This window comes from Flavobacterium sp. P21 (assembly GCF_050632225.1).
In the GTDB taxonomy this organism is placed as follows: Bacteria; Bacteroidota; Bacteroidia; order Flavobacteriales; family Flavobacteriaceae; genus Flavobacterium.
Map to the genome: position 1 here is coordinate 3,066,393 of NZ_CP192585.1, position 17,074 is coordinate 3,083,466.

At 42.9% G+C, this 17,074-nt stretch carries 11 protein-coding genes and 5 pseudogenes; 6 read left to right on the plus strand and 10 right to left on the minus strand.

The window, feature by feature from the left end; translation table 11 throughout:
• Positions 1 to 54 precede the first annotated feature (54 nt).
• The 7 genes and pseudogenes from ACQ9BO_RS15350 to ACQ9BO_RS15380 form a co-directional block, all read right to left on the minus strand.
• Positions 55 to 1,491 carry a TolC family protein gene (locus ACQ9BO_RS15350; protein WP_431241457.1) on the minus strand — a complete coding sequence of 479 codons (1,437 nt, stop codon included), beginning with the start codon at positions 1,489 to 1,491 and terminating at the stop codon, positions 55 to 57.
• Positions 1,481 to 3,153: pseudogene (locus tag ACQ9BO_RS15355) on the minus strand (efflux RND transporter permease subunit). The gene ACQ9BO_RS15350 and the pseudogene ACQ9BO_RS15355 overlap by 11 nt, the downstream one beginning before the upstream one ends.
• Positions 3,150 to 4,685, minus strand: a complete 1,536-nt coding sequence (locus tag ACQ9BO_RS15360) for an efflux RND transporter permease subunit (RefSeq protein WP_431241458.1) — start codon at positions 4,683 to 4,685, stop codon at positions 3,150 to 3,152. Before ACQ9BO_RS15360 ends, ACQ9BO_RS15355 begins: the two are co-directional and overlap by 4 nt.
• 21 nt (positions 4,686 to 4,706) lie before the next feature.
• Positions 4,707 to 5,789, minus strand: a complete 1,083-nt coding sequence (locus ACQ9BO_RS15365; protein ID WP_431241459.1) for an efflux RND transporter periplasmic adaptor subunit — start codon at positions 5,787 to 5,789, stop codon at positions 4,707 to 4,709.
• 730 nt (positions 5,790 to 6,519) lie between these two features.
• Positions 6,520 to 6,897, minus strand: coding sequence for a CBS domain-containing protein (locus ACQ9BO_RS15370; protein WP_431241460.1), 378 nt, complete (start codon positions 6,895 to 6,897; stop codon positions 6,520 to 6,522).
• Positions 6,825 to 7,746, minus strand: a pseudogene (locus ACQ9BO_RS15375) (chloride channel protein). The gene ACQ9BO_RS15370 and the pseudogene ACQ9BO_RS15375 overlap by 73 nt, the downstream one beginning before the upstream one ends.
• Before the next feature lie 29 nt (positions 7,747 to 7,775).
• Positions 7,776 to 8,234 (minus strand): chloride channel protein, encoded by a 459-nt coding sequence (locus ACQ9BO_RS15380; RefSeq protein ID WP_431241461.1) that lies wholly within the window; start codon positions 8,232 to 8,234, stop codon positions 7,776 to 7,778.
• A gap of 538 nt (positions 8,235 to 8,772) precedes the next feature.
• Here ACQ9BO_RS15380 and ACQ9BO_RS15385 point away from each other — a divergent pair.
• Positions 8,773 to 10,084, plus strand: a pseudogene (locus ACQ9BO_RS15385) (DUF389 domain-containing protein).
• A gap of 157 nt (positions 10,085 to 10,241) precedes the next feature.
• Here ACQ9BO_RS15385 and nhaA read toward each other — a convergent pair.
• Both nhaA and ACQ9BO_RS15395 read right to left on the minus strand, forming a co-directional pair.
• Positions 10,242 to 11,424 (minus strand): annotated as a pseudogene (nhaA, locus tag ACQ9BO_RS15390) (Na+/H+ antiporter NhaA).
• A gap of 816 nt (positions 11,425 to 12,240) precedes the next feature.
• A complete protein-coding gene (locus tag ACQ9BO_RS15395; RefSeq protein ID WP_431241462.1) occupies positions 12,241 to 12,558 on the minus strand; it encodes a hypothetical protein in 318 nt (105 codons plus the stop codon).
• Positions 12,559 to 13,130: 572 nt separating this feature from the next.
• Between ACQ9BO_RS15395 and ACQ9BO_RS15400 the strand changes: the two genes are divergently transcribed.
• A complete protein-coding gene (locus tag ACQ9BO_RS15400) occupies positions 13,131 to 13,358 on the plus strand; it encodes a hypothetical protein (RefSeq protein WP_431241463.1) in 228 nt (75 codons plus the stop codon).
• 158 nt (positions 13,359 to 13,516) lie between these two features.
• Here the strand turns inward: ACQ9BO_RS15400 and ACQ9BO_RS15405 are convergent, their stop codons facing one another.
• The gene (locus ACQ9BO_RS15405; RefSeq protein WP_431241464.1) at positions 13,517 to 13,924 is read right to left on the minus strand and encodes a cytochrome c; all 408 of its coding nucleotides are present in this window, start codon (positions 13,922 to 13,924) and stop codon (positions 13,517 to 13,519) included.
• A gap of 47 nt (positions 13,925 to 13,971) precedes the next feature.
• Here ACQ9BO_RS15405 and ACQ9BO_RS15410 point away from each other — a divergent pair, with 47 nt between their 5' ends.
• The 4 genes and pseudogenes from ACQ9BO_RS15410 (at position 13,972) to hemA (ending at position 16,814) form a co-directional block, all read left to right on the plus strand.
• Positions 13,972 to 14,118: a hypothetical protein gene (locus tag ACQ9BO_RS15410; protein WP_431241465.1), complete on the plus strand. Its 147-nt coding sequence runs from the start codon at positions 13,972 to 13,974 to the stop codon at positions 14,116 to 14,118.
• 96 nt (positions 14,119 to 14,214) lie between these two features.
• Positions 14,215 to 14,649, plus strand: coding sequence for a hypothetical protein (locus tag ACQ9BO_RS15415; RefSeq protein WP_431241466.1), 435 nt, complete (start codon positions 14,215 to 14,217; stop codon positions 14,647 to 14,649).
• A 17-nt stretch (positions 14,650 to 14,666) separates the two neighbouring features.
• Complete coding sequence (locus ACQ9BO_RS15420) at positions 14,667 to 15,254, plus strand: hypothetical protein (protein WP_431241467.1); 588 nt, start codon at positions 14,667 to 14,669, stop codon at positions 15,252 to 15,254.
• A 255-nt stretch (positions 15,255 to 15,509) separates the two neighbouring features.
• Positions 15,510 to 16,814 (plus strand): annotated as a pseudogene (gene hemA / locus ACQ9BO_RS15425) (glutamyl-tRNA reductase).
• Positions 16,815 to 17,074: the final 260 nt, after the last annotated feature.

Here is a 17,074-nt window from a genome sequence, read left to right on the forward strand (position 1 = left end):
AAAGGAGACCAGCTTTCGGCCAATCTCCTTTTCAAAAAATGAAAATGAAAACTACTAATTCCAGCCGCCTCCGAGCGCTCTGTAAACATTAACAAATGCGTTCATCTGCTGTTTTTTGGTTTCAATAAGTTCGAATTTGGATTCCAAAGCATCTTTCTGGGTCAATAAAACCTCCATATAATCTGCTCGTGCAGAACTAAACAAATTGTTAGATATCTGAATAGATTCATTTAAGGCCTCAACTTGTTTTGACTTCAAGTCATAGCTTTTTGCCGTATTCTGGATTTTAGACAATTGGTTGGCCACTTCAACATAAGCATTAACCAATGTCCTTTCATAATTGTAAACAGCCTGAATCTGTTTGGCTCCCGCGGTAAGATATTCTGCTTTAATAGCATTTCTGTTAATCAAAGGTGCTACTAAATCACCTGCAATGGAGTACAATAAAGATTCTGGAGAAGTCAGTAAATATTTGGTATTAAAAGCCTCATATCCAATTCCTGCTGAAATGCCTAGCGAAGGATAAAATTTAGCTTTAGCGGCTTTAATATCCAGTTTCGCGGCGATTAATTCCATTTCTGCCTTTTTGATATCTGGACGATTTTCTAAAAGCTGAGAAGGCACTCCCGCATGAACATCAGCTGGAGTTATCGTGCTGAAAGTACTGCTGTTTCTGGCAATTTTTTGAGGAAAACGTCCTAATAAAAAATTGATTTTATTTTCAGTTTCTGTAATCTGTCGCTGAATATCAAACTGAAGGCTTTGGGTGCTTAAAATCTGCGCTTCGAATCTTCGTACAGCCAATTCGTTTACCCTTGCGGCTTCTTTCTGTATTTTCACCACTTTTAAAGCATTCGTTTGGATATCAATGTTTTGTTTGATGATTTCTAATTGATTGTCCAAAGCCAAAAGTTCATAATACGAATCTGCTATTTCGGCAATCAGATTGGTAATTACAAAATTCTTTCCTTCAATAGAACCTAAATAACGGTTTAAAGTCGCTTTTTTAGCATTATGCAATTTGTTCCAAATATCGATTTCCCAGCTCGATGTAAGTGCAAAACGATAATTGGGAAGGGGATCAGGCGTTTCTCTGCCTGGCATAATATCTGTTGTTGCTTCTCCCGAACCTGTGCTGGTGTATCTTCCGGATTTGGTTACATCAGCACCAGCGCTAAAGCCTACAAAAGGCAGATATTCTCCTTTTCGTGCTTTTACTTCGCTTTTAGCAATTTCAATTTCTTGAAGCGTAATATTCAATTCCTGATTGTTTTTCAATGCTATATCAATCAGATTTTCTAAATTTTCATCTGTAAAATAGCTTCTCCATTTTACTTTTCCTGTATTTAGAGTATCTAAACCATTATCTGCATAGTTTTCTGGTACTGTTTTGTTTTCTGTTTTTTCTACAATAGAAGTTGTTTTACAGCCCGCTATAGAGAGTAATACGCAGGCAAGACCTGCGTATTTTATGTTTCTGTTATTCTTCATTTTCCTCCGTTTGATTGTTTATTGAAAAATCATCTACATGATGTATGAAATCATCTGACAATGAACTTTCTTCTTCTCCTTTAATTAATTTTCGGCCTTCGGCCATTGAACCAAAAATGTAATATAGTCCAGGAACTATGATTACTCCGAAAATGGTTCCGAAAAGCATTCCGCCAAGCGCAGATCCTCCAATAGTTCTGTTGCCGATTGCACCTGCTCCAGAAGCAAAAATTAATGGGATCAAACCAGCAATAAAGGCAAATGATGTCATTAATATTGGTCTAAAACGCACCTTTGCACCTTCAATCGCCGCTTCGAGAATTGTGGCGCCCTGCTGATGTTTGAGGACGGCAAATTCGACAATCAATACGGCATTTTTACCGAGCAATCCGACGAGCATAATAAGCCCAATTTGTGCATAAATGTCGTTTTGCAAGCCCATCATCTGCAGAATGACAAAAGAGCCTAAAATTCCAACCGGAATAGAGAGAATTACTGATAGCGGAATAATAAAACTTTCGTACTGTGCCGCCAATACAAAGTAAACGAAAGCCAATACGACTAAAAAGATATAAAGCGATTCATTGCCTCTTCCAGCTTCATCATAAGAAAGACCTTCCCATGCAATATCGTATCCTTTAGGAAGTGTTTTAAGAGCGGTTTCCTGCACTGCTTTAATGGCATCTGCCGTGGTGTATCCTTTTGCAGGCTGACCCTGAATAGCGGCAGAATTATACATGTTGTAACGCGTGATCTCATTAGGGCCCTGCGTTTTTTTGAGTGTCATGAATGCCGAATAAGGCACCATTTCTCCGTGATCATTTTTTACAAAGAGATTCAATACATCTGATGGTAGCCTTCTGAATTTTGGATCAGATTGGACATACAATTTAAAAAACCTTCCAAATTTGATAAATCCCTGTTCGTAGGTGCTTCCGATTAAAATATTTAGGTTTTCCATTGCCTTGCCGATAGAAACGCCTTTTTGCATAGCCAGATCATTATTAATCTCTAGTTCGTATTGCGGATAATTGGCGGCAAAGAAAGTAAACAGACCAGAAAGTTCTTTACGTTTGCCCAGTTCGGCCATAAACTGCTTGTTGATTTTATCAAATTCCTGATAATTGGTGCTGGTTGTTTTGTCTAATAAACGCATAGAAAAACCTCCAGAAGAACCAAATCCAGGAATTGCTGGCGGTTCAAAAATTCTACAACAGCACCCAGATCTTTAGATTTCTTTTCGAGTTCTTCCATGATTTCTGTTACAGAATGTTTTCTGTCTGACCATGATTTCAAGTTAATCAGACAGGTTCCAGCATTAGAACCACGACCTTCGGTCATGATTTCGTAACCTGCCAGAGAAGAAACCGATTCAACGCCTTCAACCTTTTCGCAGATTTTCTGCAATTTCTGAGCAACCTGATTGGTTCTTTCTAATGTAGCACCTGGCGGCGTTTGTATGATTCCGTAAATGGTTCCCTGATCTTCACTAGGAATAAATCCTGAAGGAAGCACTTTGTTTTCTATAAAAATGAAAGCGCAAAACGCAATCAGGATTCCAAAAGTCAATACTCTTCGGCTTACAATTGTTTTTAGAACAGCAACATAACGGCCTGTAAGCCTTTCAAACCATCTGTTGAAAGCATCAAGCGATTTTGTCAAGATATTTCCTTTTTCTCTTTTCCATGGTTGTTTTTCAAAAGAATGGCGCAGAGAACAGGAGTAAGGGTCAAAGCTACAATAGCAGAAATGATAATCGAGCTGGACATGGTAACCGAAAACTGTCTGTAGAAAGTTCCCACCGGTCCCGACATAAACGAAACGGGAATAAAAACAGAAACCATAACGGCTGTAATAGCAATAATGGCACCTCCAATTTCGCCCAATACTAATTTAACGGCATGATAAGGCGTAATATGCGGGAATTCTTCAAACTTGGCATGGACGGCCTCGACGACGACAATGGCATTATCTACTACAATTCCGATTGCCAGTACCAAAGAAAACAGCGTTACCAAGTTGATTGACATTCCAAACAGCTGAATAACAAAGAAAGCCCCAATCAACGATACAGGAACCGCTATAATCGGAATTAAAGTAGAACGCCAATCTCCTAAAAATATAAACACAACCAAAGCAACCAAAATGAATGCATCTCTCAAAGTATGAACCACTTGATCAATAGAAGCATCTAAGAATTGCGAAACGTCATAACTGATCTTATAATCCATTCCTGGAGGAAAACTCGCTTTCATTTCTTCCAGTTTTGCTTTTACATCATTGATTACGTCACTTGCATTACTTCCGTAGTTTTGTTTTAATACAATTGCGGCAGAAGGATGGCCATCTAAATTGGAGTAAATATCGAAAAACTCACTTCCTAATTCTACTTTTGCAATGTCTTTTAAGCGAATGCTTTCACCTTCAGAATTGGCGCGTACAATTACATTTTCATATTGTTTAGGTTCGTCGTATCTCCCTTTGTAAGTTAATACGTATTCTAGAGATTGCGTCGCTATACCAGAACTTTGTCCTAATCGACCTGGACGGCCAATGATACTTTGTTCCTGAAGTGCTTGCATAACTTCTTCAACAGAAATTTTATAAGCTCTCATTCTGTCCGGATTCAGCCATACACGCATGGCGTATTTGCGGCTTCCTAAGATCTGTGTTCTCGCAACACCTTTTACACGGCTGATTTCTGGAATCATTTTGACATCGGCATAGTTATAGAGGAATTTCTCATCCATGCTTTTGCTTTTCGAGTAAAGATTGACATACATTAGCATACTTGGCTGTATAGGAGTAATAACAACTCCTTCACGCTGAACCAGTTCAGGTAATAATGGCATTACCTGATCTACCCTTGTTTTAACCCTGATTACGGCTTCATTAGGATCTGTTCCTGGTTCAAATATGATTCTAAGTGTCGCTTCTCCAGCACTCGTGGCATCTGTTGCCATATAACGAACGCCTTGCGTGCCGTTTAGTGAATTCTCTAATGTAATTAAAGTGGATTTTACCAGTACATCGGCACTTGCACCCGGATAAGCGATAAAGATGTTTACGGTCGTGGGCGCAATTTGCGGGAATTGCGATATTGGAAGTCGCTTGATTGAAAGCGTGCCTATAAAGACAATTATAATCGAAATTATAATTGCAAAAACGGGTCTATGAATAAATTTATTAAACATGTGTTCTTTTTTTAGATTCGGTTATTCTGCATAGAGTCCTAAATTTGACAGTACCGACTGAGGTTTTACAACTTCGTAGTTTATCTTTTCATTTTCTTTTACAAGACGAAGTCCCTCTAAAAGTATTTTGTCATTAATTGACAAGCCTTCTTTAATTACGAATAGGTGGGGCATTTCGGCGACAATAACAACTTCTCTGGATTTTACTGCATTGTTTTTGTCAATCACATAGACATATTTTTTATCTAAAACCTCAAATGTGGCTTTCTGAGGGATCAGCATTGCATTTTTCAAATCAATAGGCATCTGAATGCTTCCCGTTTCACCGTGTCTTAATAATCTCTTCGGATTAGGAAAAACAGCTCTGAAAGGAATGTTTCCCGTTTCATTGTCAAAATCGGCTTCAATAGTTTCTACTACACCGGTGTAGGGAAACTTTTTGTTGTTGGCCATTAGAAGATTTACTTTCATTTTGCCGTTTTTCTCTGCTTTTTCTTGATAATCCAGATATTCAGACTCAGGAACATTATAGTAAACCCACATTGAGCTGTTGTCTGCCAATTCTGTCAGCAATTCTCCTTCGTCAACTAGACTTCCCTGACGAACATGAAATTTGTCTATAATGCCGTCAAAAGGAGCTCTGATTTCTGTAAACTGAAGATGAACTTTGCTTAAGGCCAGTTCGGCATCTGCTTTATCCAGTTTGGCTTTTGCCATTGCCAGTTCGTTTGGAGAAACCACTTTTTCATCGGCTAGTTTTTTGGCATTTTGGTATTCAATTGCGCTGAAACTTACTTCTGCTTTGGATTTTTTCATTTCTGCTTCGTAAAGTGCAGGCATGATTTTAAACAAGAGCTGTCCTTTTTTTACCATTTGTCCTTCGTCAACGTAGATTTTTTCAAGATAGTCGCGCTCTTGGGCTCTTATTTCAATATGTTGGATAGAGTGTATCTGAGATACATAATCTTTTGTAATTGTAGTATCTTTTTCAATCGGACTGGTAACCAGAAATTTGGTTTTTTCCTCTTTTTCTTCTTCTTTTTTTGAATTGCGACCCGCAAAAACTAAGGCGCATAAAGTCATGATCATGAAAATTCTCTTCATAATTATTTCAGCATTAAAACGTAATTTATTTTTGATTTTTAAGTAAAAAGGCCTTCGGAAATAGACCATAGCGACTCGTATCTTTCTATTTTCTAAATTAGAACACAGAGGATAGAACAATAAAGGAATCGGCTATTTTGAAATAGCGATAGCAAAAATCAAATTCTGAAAACCTGAAACAGGAGATATACTTTATTATAAAGTAAACTAAAGATTTTGCAGTCATTTACTTTCTGGGTAAAAGCAGTCGCAGAAACGGCAAAATGATTGCTGATGTGAAAAAATGAAAAGTAATTGCTTTTGACAAGCTGTTTTTGCACCGAAGAAAAGTTCTCTTCATTTTCTTCATTATCAAAAAGGCACATTTTCCTTTTAAAGGATTCAAATGAACGTCCACGATTTAAACTGGCTTCATTTTGAGCATTATTAATAACAGTGCAAAAAGAAAACTTTTTAAATAAAACAATGTTATTGTGTGCATAAGTGCTCGCCATATCCATTTAAAAGAATGACAATAGAAACGAATAATTTAGTGCACCAATTCTTCATAAGAGCTACAAATTTACTGAAAGGATTTCTTAAAAGCAATGCCTGAGATCTAAAATAAACATAGAAATGCTGATTTCGGATTTTATGCTTCCTTTATTTTGCAGATTGATTTTTTTACTAGCTTCAAGAGATTAAATTTTTATCTTTTGGGTTTTATCTGCTGTATTTCTACTGGGGGAAATTATTCAAAAATCATGGATTTAAGCTGATTTCGGTAGGCTTCCAATGCGGCGCCCTTGTCTATATAGCCGCAATAGAGATCCTCCTTGAGAACCGGAAGATAGGACCTGTCGCTTTTTTCCAGCTTCTGCATTACGGTCTCCATACTGTCATTATAATAAACGATTTCCATCGGGGCGGCCATTAGGTCTTTCGCCCTGATATCGGTATCATTGAATATAAATTCCTTTATATCGCTGAAATAGACCACGCCGAGCAGTTTTTCCCCAGAAGTCACGGCAAACATTCCCTGATCGGAAGCTTTTATCACACTGCGAACCATGTGGATGTCATCCTCAGGAGCAAGCGTTTTGGGATCATTCTGCAGTATGGCGTCCATTTTAAGGGTCCAGAGGATATTGGTGTCCTTGTTGCTGGTAAAGACATTCCCTTTTTTACCAACCCTTTTACATCCAGGGAATGCTTTTCAAAACGTTTTGAGATTGCAAAGCTTATCGAGGCGACAATCATAAGGGGGATGATCAGATCATATCCGCCTGTGATTTCTGCAATAAGAAATATGGCTGTAAGAGGGGCATGAAAGAGTCCGCTGAGTATTCCCGCCATGCCCACTATGGCAAAATTGCTTACCGGAAGGTCGGTCAGTCCGGTAAGGTTAAGGAATTTAGAAAAAATATCCGGCATATGAGCCCAGAAAAAGCGATGGCGCAAAATTTCCTCCGTTGCCTCCGGCGCCAAGGGTAATGCCTGATGCGAAAGCCTTGAGCATCATTGATGCCCCCACAAAAGCCAGAAGCACCCATTGATTGGAGCTGAAGTCCTTGAAGAGGGTATTTTCCAGAAGTTCGCCCGGATTGCGGTCGGCCAGAGATTTGATGCTTTCGTATCCTTCACCAAACAGGACTGGAAATGCAAAAATGAGAAGTCCGAGGACCAGAGCGCCGAAAAGCGCTTTTTTATATGCACCGAGCCTTAGGTTTGCAAAATAGTGCTCGGTTTTGAGAAAATTCCTTGAATAATAGACCGAAAGAAAAGCTGTAAACAGGCCCAGAAGGATATACAGTGGGATGTTGTGGTAATCAAAAGTCTGCTTCTGGCGGAAGCTGAGCAGTATATTTTCGTTAAGCAGGATTGCAGAAACCAGGGCGCCGGTTGCGGCGGCGATCATAATCGGTGTAAAGGCCGCTATGGTCACATCCACCAGAAGCACTTCAACGGCAAACAGCACCCCTGCTATGGGCGCATTAAAAGCGCTGACTATTCCGGTCGCGACTCCGCATGACCCAGAAGGAGCGTCCTGTCTTTGTAGCTTAATCGGAACTGCTGGGCAAAATTGGAACCGAAAGCGGCTCCTGTAACCACAATTGGGCTTTCAAGCCCGGCCGAGCCTCCAAGCCCCACTGTGAGGGAACTTGTGAGAATCTGCGCATAAAGCTGTTTTTTGGGAACAATACTGGCTTTGCGGGCTACCAGATACAGGATTTGGGAAGTGCCTTTTTCAATGGTCCCTCCAAGGAGTCTTCTGGTGGCCATCACCGTGAGCAGGATCCCTATAACGGGAAGCACTGAGTTGATAAAGCTCAGCTTTAGTATGCTGTTGGCATATGCGGCGGCCTGATAAACCGAATGGGCAAATGATTTTAGGAGTATGACGGCCAAGGCGGAAGTGATCCCGACAAGGACGCTGGCCAGAAATATAAACTGTTTGGGAGACATTTTTTTCTTCCTACAATAAGAAGGGCCTCAATCTGTAAAAGCTTTTTTTAAACATGAAAGTGAAAACTGTGTACGCGCGCCCGTGCATTGATTTTAAATGCGGCAATAAGCGCCGCGGGATTATAGGGGCAATTTTTTCAAAGATACGCCACAGCTTTGTTTCAGCATCAGATTTTAACAAACAATTTATTAATAGCACTGCTTTTAGCTTCCATGAGGTATCCAGAGCCGATAATTCCTTATCCTTTACAGAGTTCTGTTTTTCCTTTCTCTATGCGGTTGGGAGCGCCGAATTTAAAGGAATGCTGATTTTCTAAGTTCAAAAAAGGCTATTGGGGGAAAATGCATAATATCAGCTTCTTCCGCCTTATTTCATGGGGATCCAGCTTTCGATCTAAAGTCCCAATATACATGCCGCAACACTGTACCTGCATCCGGTCTTCTCCAGATGGTCTGCAGGGCAATTTCACAATTGTTTTGGATGATATGCATATTTTTTTTAAATTCAAAATACAGAAATTTTATCAAGAAGCAGATTATGGAGAAATTTTCAGGATTTTTCACCCTCCATGAGGATGAAGACGACAAGGGGAAGACCCTTGAGAGTGTCAAGAAAAATATTGATTTCAAAGGCGCCAATCTTTGGATACTGGCCTGTGCGATCATTATTGCCTCTGTGGGGCTTAATGTGAACTCTACAGCGGTGATCATAGGTGCGATGCTGATTTCCCCGCTGATGGGACCGATAGTGGGGGCGGGTTTTGCCCTGGGAATCTATGATTTTTCCCTGCTAAAAAAATCGTTGCGCAACCTGCTTAATGCCACTCTGGTAAGCCTTCTTTTCTCGACGGTCTATTTTTACCTGAGCCCCTTCAAGGAAGTGCAGTCCGAACTGCTTGCACGCACATCTCCCAATATATATGATATACTTATTGCCTTCTTTGGGGGCTGGTGGGCGTGATTGCCGTCACCAGGACCGAAAAGGGAAATCCCATTCCCGGGGTCGCCATCGCCACGGCCCTCATGCCGCCGCTCTGTACGGCAGGCTACGGCATTGCCACTATGCAGTGGCCTTTTTTCCTGGGCGCTTTCTACCTGTACTGCATAAATTGCGTGTTTATCGGCATATCCACTTTCCTGATTGTAAAATATCTTAAATATCCTGCCAAAGAGGCTGTGGACAAGGGACAGCAGAGAAAAGTCAGAATTTTCATTTCCGTACTCATTACCGTTATGATTATCCCGAGCGCCTATCTTGCCTATACGCTGTATGAGAAGCGAGCAGTTCATCAAAAGTGCAGACCTTTTCGCCGATCAGGAGTTCACAGCTAAAGGCTACACGATGGTTTATAAAAAGACTTCCTATGCTCCAAAGGGGAAAGTGCTGGAGCTGGCTTTCCTTTCCAAGAGATTTACAGATTCCGAAATGGGCCTTCTGAGAAAAAAATGGGTGAGAACCAGTTTTTGAAGGGTGCCCAACTGATTATCAGGCAAGACAGCACCGACCGTTTCAGTGCGCTGAAGGGCGATATCCTGAGCCAGATCAAAAACAGTGAGAATGAGCTCAATGCAAAGGATGTGAAGATCATGCGGCTCAGAAGCGGCTCTCGCGCTATGAGTTCGATAATGCCTCATTTCTGAAGGAAATCCGAATATTGTTTCCCGAAGTAAGTTCCCTGGCCATTGTGCGCCAGCAGGCCGCATTAAAAAACGATTCGCTTGCCGAGGTGACTGCTGTGGCATATGACGCGGCAAAACCAATCAGACAGGCCGATAAGGAGAAGTTCAGGACCTGGCTCAATGAAAGGCTGGGCGTCAAAAACGTGGTGCTCTACCGCCGCGAGAAGTAGCCTTATGGCGCATAGATCAAGGTATGATTGCCTGTGCACGCGTAAAGGATGGCGTAAAAAAGGGCCTTATTTTTGCAAATAAAACCCTTTTTCGAATAAAGCAAAAAAAGCATTTCAAGCCGCACGGGCCCAAAATAGCCGCCGCATTGAAAATTTGTTATGATTTTTCGGATCTTCTGTCATAGAGATATAAAATGGCATAGCCCAGCGCGCCGGCCAGAAGGGAAGCTGTAAGAACGGCAAATTTTGCCTGCGGCTGTAATTCAGGTCGCTTAAAGGACAAAAGGGCAATAAAGATAGACATGGTAAAGCCGATGCCGCCCAGAATGCCTAGTCCAAGTACATGAGGCCATGATGTCTGGTCGGGCAGTTCTGAAATTTTGAGCTTAACGGCTAACCAGGACATTAAAAAATCCCGGCGGGCTTGCCGAGAAATAATCCCAGTATGATACCCATCCCGATGCTTCCTGCAAGCCCTTCGATCATTCCGCTCTCAAAAGTGATGCACGTATTGGCAATGGCAAACAGTGGCATTATGAAAAAGTTTACCGGAATGGTAAGGCTGTGCTCAAGTTTTTCCAACGGGGATTCGGTGTCATCCTCATTGGTGGGCAGGGCGAGCGCCGTCAGTACCCCTGCAATGGTGGCGTGGATGCCTGAATGATGCACCAGATACCACATTGTCGCCCCGGGAATGATATAGCAGAATATGTTTTTTACCCCGCATCTGTTAAAAATGATCAGAAGCGACATGATGCCTGTCTGCATAGGCAAGGTAGATAAGATGGATTTCGCTGGAATAGAATATTGCGATTACCAGTATGGCGATCAGATCGTCAACGATGGCAAGTGCGGCCAGAAAAATTTTAAGCCCGTTTGGGACTCTGTCGCCCAAAAGGGAAATAATGCCGAGTGCGAAGGCAATATCGGTGGCCATGGGAATTCCCCAGCCTGCGGCCGTCTGCGGATTTGAGGCATTCAGCGAGGCGTAGAGCAGGGCCGGCACAGCAACACCGCCGATAGCCGCAAGCACCGGCAGGGACGCCTGTCTGAAGGAAGAGAGTTCCCCTTCGATGATTTCCCTTTTGATTTCCAGGCCGACCAAAAGGAAAAATACAGCCATAAGGCCGTCATTAATCCAGGTAATAAGGGGATATTCCAGATCTATGGCTCCAAAATCCCTGCCAAGTTTCATCTGCGAGCAGACCATTAAACGATTCTGCCCACCCGATGTTGGCTATAGTGAGCGATATGGCTACGCAAAGCGACAGGATGACGCCTCCGGCTGAGGAGGAGGAGAAAAATCGTTTGAAAATATTTAGGTTTATTAGTTTTGTCATATCTGCAAATTTAGCCGGTAAGGGCAGAAAAAACAAATCGGGATTGATTTTTAGAAGAATCCAAAGAGTTTTTCGTTAAGGAAAATGCAGGCGACAGTCTTATTTTTCCTGTTCTTTTTCATTACTGCTTCTTCTGCGGCCGATCCAGAAAAGCGGGGCAGATGTGCAGGCGGCAAGTCCGGTGCTTTTTTTAAGGATTGTTCCGTCTGCCGGCGCGGTTATTATTTTTACGTTCCTGCCGAAAACATCGGTTATATATCCTATTTCCTCACCTTTGATAATGCTCGCTGCCGGCCTTTGCGCCGCTGTAGAACAAGCCTTCTGCAGGTGAGGCTACAAGCGACTGGTCATTAAAGAATCTTTTGGAAGCACTGCCTGCGGAGCCAGTTTATGCTGATACATTTTGAGCTGGGCCAGCATATTATACACAGCATTCATGGCCGGGCCTATTTCAGATCTGGCGGCGGCGGCCTGCTTTGCCGCCGTTATGCTCAGGGCTGGAATGCCAAGGCGCACTGCCTGTCTGGAGATCTGCTTGGAAGGCCGCCCGCAAGGCTGAAGATAAGGCCTGGCAACTACGGTTCCCAAACCGCTGATTTCGCACAGGCGCGAGCACAAGAGGGCCTGCTGGGGAAGTTCACTGTTATGATAGTAGCTGGCATATGATATAAGGTCTTCATTCGTCGCCCGCTGATCTGATATCCAGAAGAATATCAGTAGCATCAAAAATATGGGTGGTTATAAAATCGGTCGCAAGCCCATTGACGGTGCTTTTTTGGGCTTCTGGAAAATACTGATCCAGATTTAAATCCGTATTCAGGCCGTTATTTTGGCAGGAAGAAAAAAGGAATCCAGATTCATTATCGGAATTATGATCAGGCTCCCGGCCAGTTTTTCAGGGTTTATCTCGCGGCGCAGTTTTAAAAGTGATTGTACTGCCGATTGTTCTGAGGGCCGCGCTCCTGACACGATGGCAAAGGTCGGTCCCTTAAATCTTCCGCATATCAATGTTGCCGGGAGTCCGGCTTTGATGCTGTCAGAAGTGCCGATGCGGAATATGGTGTCAATTTTTTTGCCCTGATGCTGTTCAAGGTAGAATTTCAGCGATTTTTTTGAGACGCCGCCGTCTGGCATATAAGCAAGGATATGAAAAGCAAGAATAAATGTTTCATGGAATTTTGAGAGCGGATACGGGTATCCTGATTAATAAATGATTAAAACCAATTAGGCCTGCAGAGATAAAACACGATTAGTTTTGCAATAGGAAACGACTTGAAATGATATCCAGCAGATGTTTAGGAAAAACATTGAATGGTAAACAATTCACGGGATCTAGTGGCCTATGGGGCTAAAAATGGTGAAGATGCGACGAGTCTTAAAAGATTAAGGAAATTTAGCGAAGTGAAAAGCCGGCCCCCAAAGGCCGGATATGCGGTACGCTGTTTAAGGGATTTCTAGAAAAGGTGAAATAGGTGAAGCAGGTCGCTGCTGTCCAGCCGGCAGGCTATTTTGTTCTTGAAAAGCAAGCTGTCTATGGCGCAGTTCGCCAAAACAGCATCAAAGCGGAATTTTTCATTTTTCAAAACACAAACGGACGGCTTGAGTTTGGTTTTCCGTTCATTGGATGAACTATTTATTCTCACTTTTTTTAGCGCCCGGTGCACTGAGAGCTGAAGTCTGCCGCATCTGAGCCTGCAAGGATTTCCATGGACGGATCAGAGAATACAGCCGATGAAAGCTTTTCAGGCTCACTGCCGTGGAGAAGACGCAGGGCGGTAAGCAGGAAGATCAGTATGTTCTTGCAGGGCGGCATTAGGGGAGATGAGATGATTTTATTTCTTTTTGATATCCGAAACGGCAAATATAGCTCTTATTATGCTTATGAGATAATTATTGGGCATCAAATCGCCTTTAAATGGGATTTCATTTTCTGAAATTGAATGCTGACCAGAGGTTCTCTAAGGGGTATTTTTAACCACTATACATTAAGGTGGCGACCCGCGCACCGGAGCAGGCTCCTGCATTAAATCTGCCTGCGGCGGGATCATTTAACTGACCGCGTCAGAGTATAGTATTGCCGCGGATATTAAAATCATTTTTCAAATAATCCGTCCTTTTCCCATTGCTTGACTATATCTATAGTTTCCTGGGGCATTCTGGGGCCTCCCTTGGGCATCAGCACGCTATTGCCGTTTTCAAGGGAAATGCGGATGATGAGGCTTCGTTTTAAAACGGCCTCTTTGACCTGGGCATATGTGGCAAGGGATATGGGCGCACCGTTTGTGGGAACCGCCGCATGGCAGACAATGCAGTTATTGTCAATAATTGATTTCACATCCTTGCCATAGGTTACCGATCCGGCAGGGGCGGTGGTGTCCGTCGGAGTCGCGGAATCATCATTGGAGCGACCTGCAAGGATTATGGCGGCTGTTAAAACGGCACATGCTTTTTGTAGTTTCATAACGTGTTTTTTGGTTTGCAGAGCAGAGATGATTTTCATCTCAAGGAATGCTTTTCACCTATATACGCCAAAAACTCTTTTACAGATTGCAGGAAGACCTCTTTTTGTCCATTGAAATCCGAATCATGGCTTTTGCCGGCTATATTTTTCAAAAACATGGGCAGTATGAAAAGATGATGCGGGATGCTGTTTTAGGCATTGCTGATGCTGTGGAAAGGATTCAGATTATTTAAAACAATTCTAAACTAAAGTTTTCTTTTTACTTGTTAAAACCATCCTAAAAAAGTTTCCGTATATGACCTTAAATCTAACCGCTATAAAAATCACGTATGAAAATCAACAAGCACATCAAAAAAGGACTTTGGATCGCAATGGGGACGACGGTCCTGTTTTCGGCAATTCTTCTTTTCCATATCATTACTGCCAAGCCTGCGGTTTATGACACTCCAAACCTGCAGGTAAGCCGCATTGATTTCAAGCAGGCTATCGATTCTGCGCAGGCCAGACAGATCTGCGCTGATCTGAGATCCATCAAAGGGCTGACCTCGGATTCCATCATTATCAAGAGAAACGTGGTGGTTTACTTCCATAATAACCGGATCACCAATTCAAAAAAGGTCTATTCGCGACTGATGGCCAAAAGGCATTATGAGGCCCAGCCTTATGTGCCGCCTGAAAATCTGGCATCCAAAGAAGTCTGTCCTATGGACCAGAACAGTCTGGGCTACAAGCTGTCCCAGAAGATCAATCATTTTTTTAATTAACCTTTAATATTATTGTTATGAAAAATTATTCTAAAATCGCCTTAATCGCGTTATTCCTTTCAACGGCTGTTTTTACATCCTGCGGCAATGATGATGAGACTCCGGCTCCTGTAAAAGCATCCATATATGAGCGGTTGGGAGGCACTAAAATGGTTGCCGATCCCGATAATTCAGGACAGATGATCGAGCAGGGGCGCCTTAGCTTCCGCAAAGTGGTCAATTCAACAATCGGACTGATAGTTGCCGATATCCAGTCCAATGCATCAGGAAACCTGCAGGCGCATTTTGCGCCCCTTCTGGCCGAAACCGGATCGACCCAGGCTACAAATATTGCAAAATTATCCGATAACCTGACTGATTTCTTTTCCTTCAACACCGGAGGGACAAATGCAGTGAATACGTATTCGGGCCTGAGCATGGCGGCGGCGCACAACCCTGCGACAAACCCTAGAATGGGCACAAAATCCAGCAGTGCCGACTATACGAAATTCGAAGGTTATGTGGGAGCTACCGCCAATGCGAACGGCGTTGCTTCAAACACAGAGCTTTATACCGATATTGTGGCAGTTTTGGAATCATTGAGAACGCCCATCGTCCAAAAATAATTCATCTTCCCAAAAAACGCCGCCTTTTTCTGCGGGCGGCGTTTTCTTTTAAGACATTGTCTTATTCCAAAACAAGCATGCCTGCCTAAAGGAACCCCTCTGCTATTGCAAGTTTGCCGCATGGCATCTTTGACCCTATAGCATACAGGGACCATACAGATTGGAGGCGCTTGCCGGCATGGCGGCACATACCGGTGCGTACTGATTTTCCAGAGCAGAACTCCCTTTTTTCGAATCTTTAATCAAAGCCATCCCATGGAAAATTTTAAGCTTTCCCAAAACACCACTTTCTACGCCTTAGGATTAAGCTATAAAAAAGCAGATGCCCTGATCAGGGGAAATTCAGCCTGGATGCTGAAGGCCAGTCTGATCTGCTGGCGCAGGCCAAAACCGAGGGCATAGAGTCGTTGATTGTAATTTCCACCTGCAACAGGACTGAAATCTATGGATGGGCTTCTCATCCGTATGAACTGATAAAACTGCTTTGCGGCCATACGAAAGGCGGCGTGGAGGAATTTCAGCAGTCGGGCTATATCTATAAAAACAGCCAGGCCGTCAGCCACATGTTCCGGGTAGGGACAGGTTTGGAGAGCCAGATCCTGGGCGATTTTGAAATCATCAGCCAGATCAGAACCGCTTTTAGCCGCAGACAGAGAGAAAGGTTTGGCCGACACATTTCTGGACCGCCTGGTAAACACTGTAATCCAGGCGAGCAAAAAGGTCAAGACAGAGACTAAGATTTCCTGCGGCCATGCGTCGGTTTCTTTTGCATCGGTACAGTATATAATCCAGAATGCCGCCGATGCAGGGAATAAAAATATTCTGCTCGCTGGGGACAGGAAAAATAGGCGGCAATACCTGCGTAAATTTATTAAAGCATACCAAAAACAGCCATATAACCCTTATAAACAGAACAAGACACAAAGCCGAATTGCTGGCGCGAAGACTAAATGTCATCGTAAAGGATTACGGCGATCTGAAAGAAGAGCCGCAAAAGGCGGATGTGCTGGTTGTGGCTACGGGAGCGCAAAGCCCCACTATTGATAAAACACTTCTTGGCCTTGATAAGCCCTTATTGATCCTGGACCTGTCCATTCCGCGAAATGTGGATGCCGATGTCAAAGAAATACCCGGCGTGACTTTAATGCATCTGGATGATCTCTCCCAGATTGCCGATCAGACGCTGGAGAGAAGAAAACAGCATATTCCTGCCGCAGAAGCCATTATTGAGGATCTGAAATCAGAGCTGTATGCCTGGGTGAACGGCCGAAAATGCGCACCGACCATCCAGGCATTGAAAGCAAAACTGAATGAGATTGTGTCGGCTGAGTTTGCTTTCCAAAAAAGAAAACAATCCATTTTGACGAGGTTCAGATGGATCTGGTCAGTTCCAGGATTATCCAAAAATTGATAGGCCATTTTGCGAGCCACTTGAAAGACGAGAATACGCCAGTGGACCAGAGCATTGAATTTATTGAAAAAGTATTCCAGATAGGGAGGTTTATGCCCGATAGATCTTCTTCGCCTACAGAAGAAAAATACAGAATCAATCTGTCATAAAAATAAACTGGAATTCAAAGGCCAGGCAGACCAGGCAGAGCCAGGCATCTAGGGCATATCTATAAATGATGCGCTTTAGGTGTTTTTTGAAGCGGAATTCTTATGCTGATTTTACATAATTCCCATCTTTAAGGTGGAAATTATGTAAAATCTATTTCCGTATTTGTTTCAGGGCGCCAGAATTCCTAAATTGGAAAATTATTGAACCAAGAGCCGAATAATTCGATTTTCAGGGATCTGCCGAGGGCTGTGGCGCGACC

Coding starts and splice junctions, on each gene's coding strand:
- ACQ9BO_RS15360 (WP_431241458.1), bottom strand. CDS start 4,685: ATGTTTAATAAATTTATTCATAGACCCGTTTTTGCAATTATAATTTCG.
- ACQ9BO_RS15365 (WP_431241459.1), bottom strand. CDS start 5,789: ATGAAGAGAATTTTCATGATCATGACTTTATGCGCCTTAGTTTTTGCG.
- ACQ9BO_RS15380 (WP_431241461.1), bottom strand. CDS start 8,234: ATGTCTCCCAAACAGTTTATATTTCTGGCCAGCGTCCTTGTCGGGATC.
- ACQ9BO_RS15400 (WP_431241463.1), top strand. CDS start 13,131: ATGGACGGATCAGAGAATACAGCCGATGAAAGCTTTTCAGGCTCACTG.
- ACQ9BO_RS15370 (WP_431241460.1), bottom strand. CDS start 6,897: ATGGACGCCATACTGCAGAATGATCCCAAAACGCTTGCTCCTGAGGAT.
- ACQ9BO_RS15420 (WP_431241467.1), top strand. CDS start 14,667: ATGAAAAATTATTCTAAAATCGCCTTAATCGCGTTATTCCTTTCAACG.
- ACQ9BO_RS15395 (WP_431241462.1), bottom strand. CDS start 12,558: ATGCCAGACGGCGGCGTCTCAAAAAAATCGCTGAAATTCTACCTTGAA.
- ACQ9BO_RS15415 (WP_431241466.1), top strand. CDS start 14,215: ATGAAAATCAACAAGCACATCAAAAAAGGACTTTGGATCGCAATGGGG.
- ACQ9BO_RS15350 (WP_431241457.1), bottom strand. CDS start 1,491: ATGAAGAATAACAGAAACATAAAATACGCAGGTCTTGCCTGCGTATTA.
- ACQ9BO_RS15405 (WP_431241464.1), bottom strand. CDS start 13,924: ATGAAAATCATCTCTGCTCTGCAAACCAAAAAACACGTTATGAAACTA.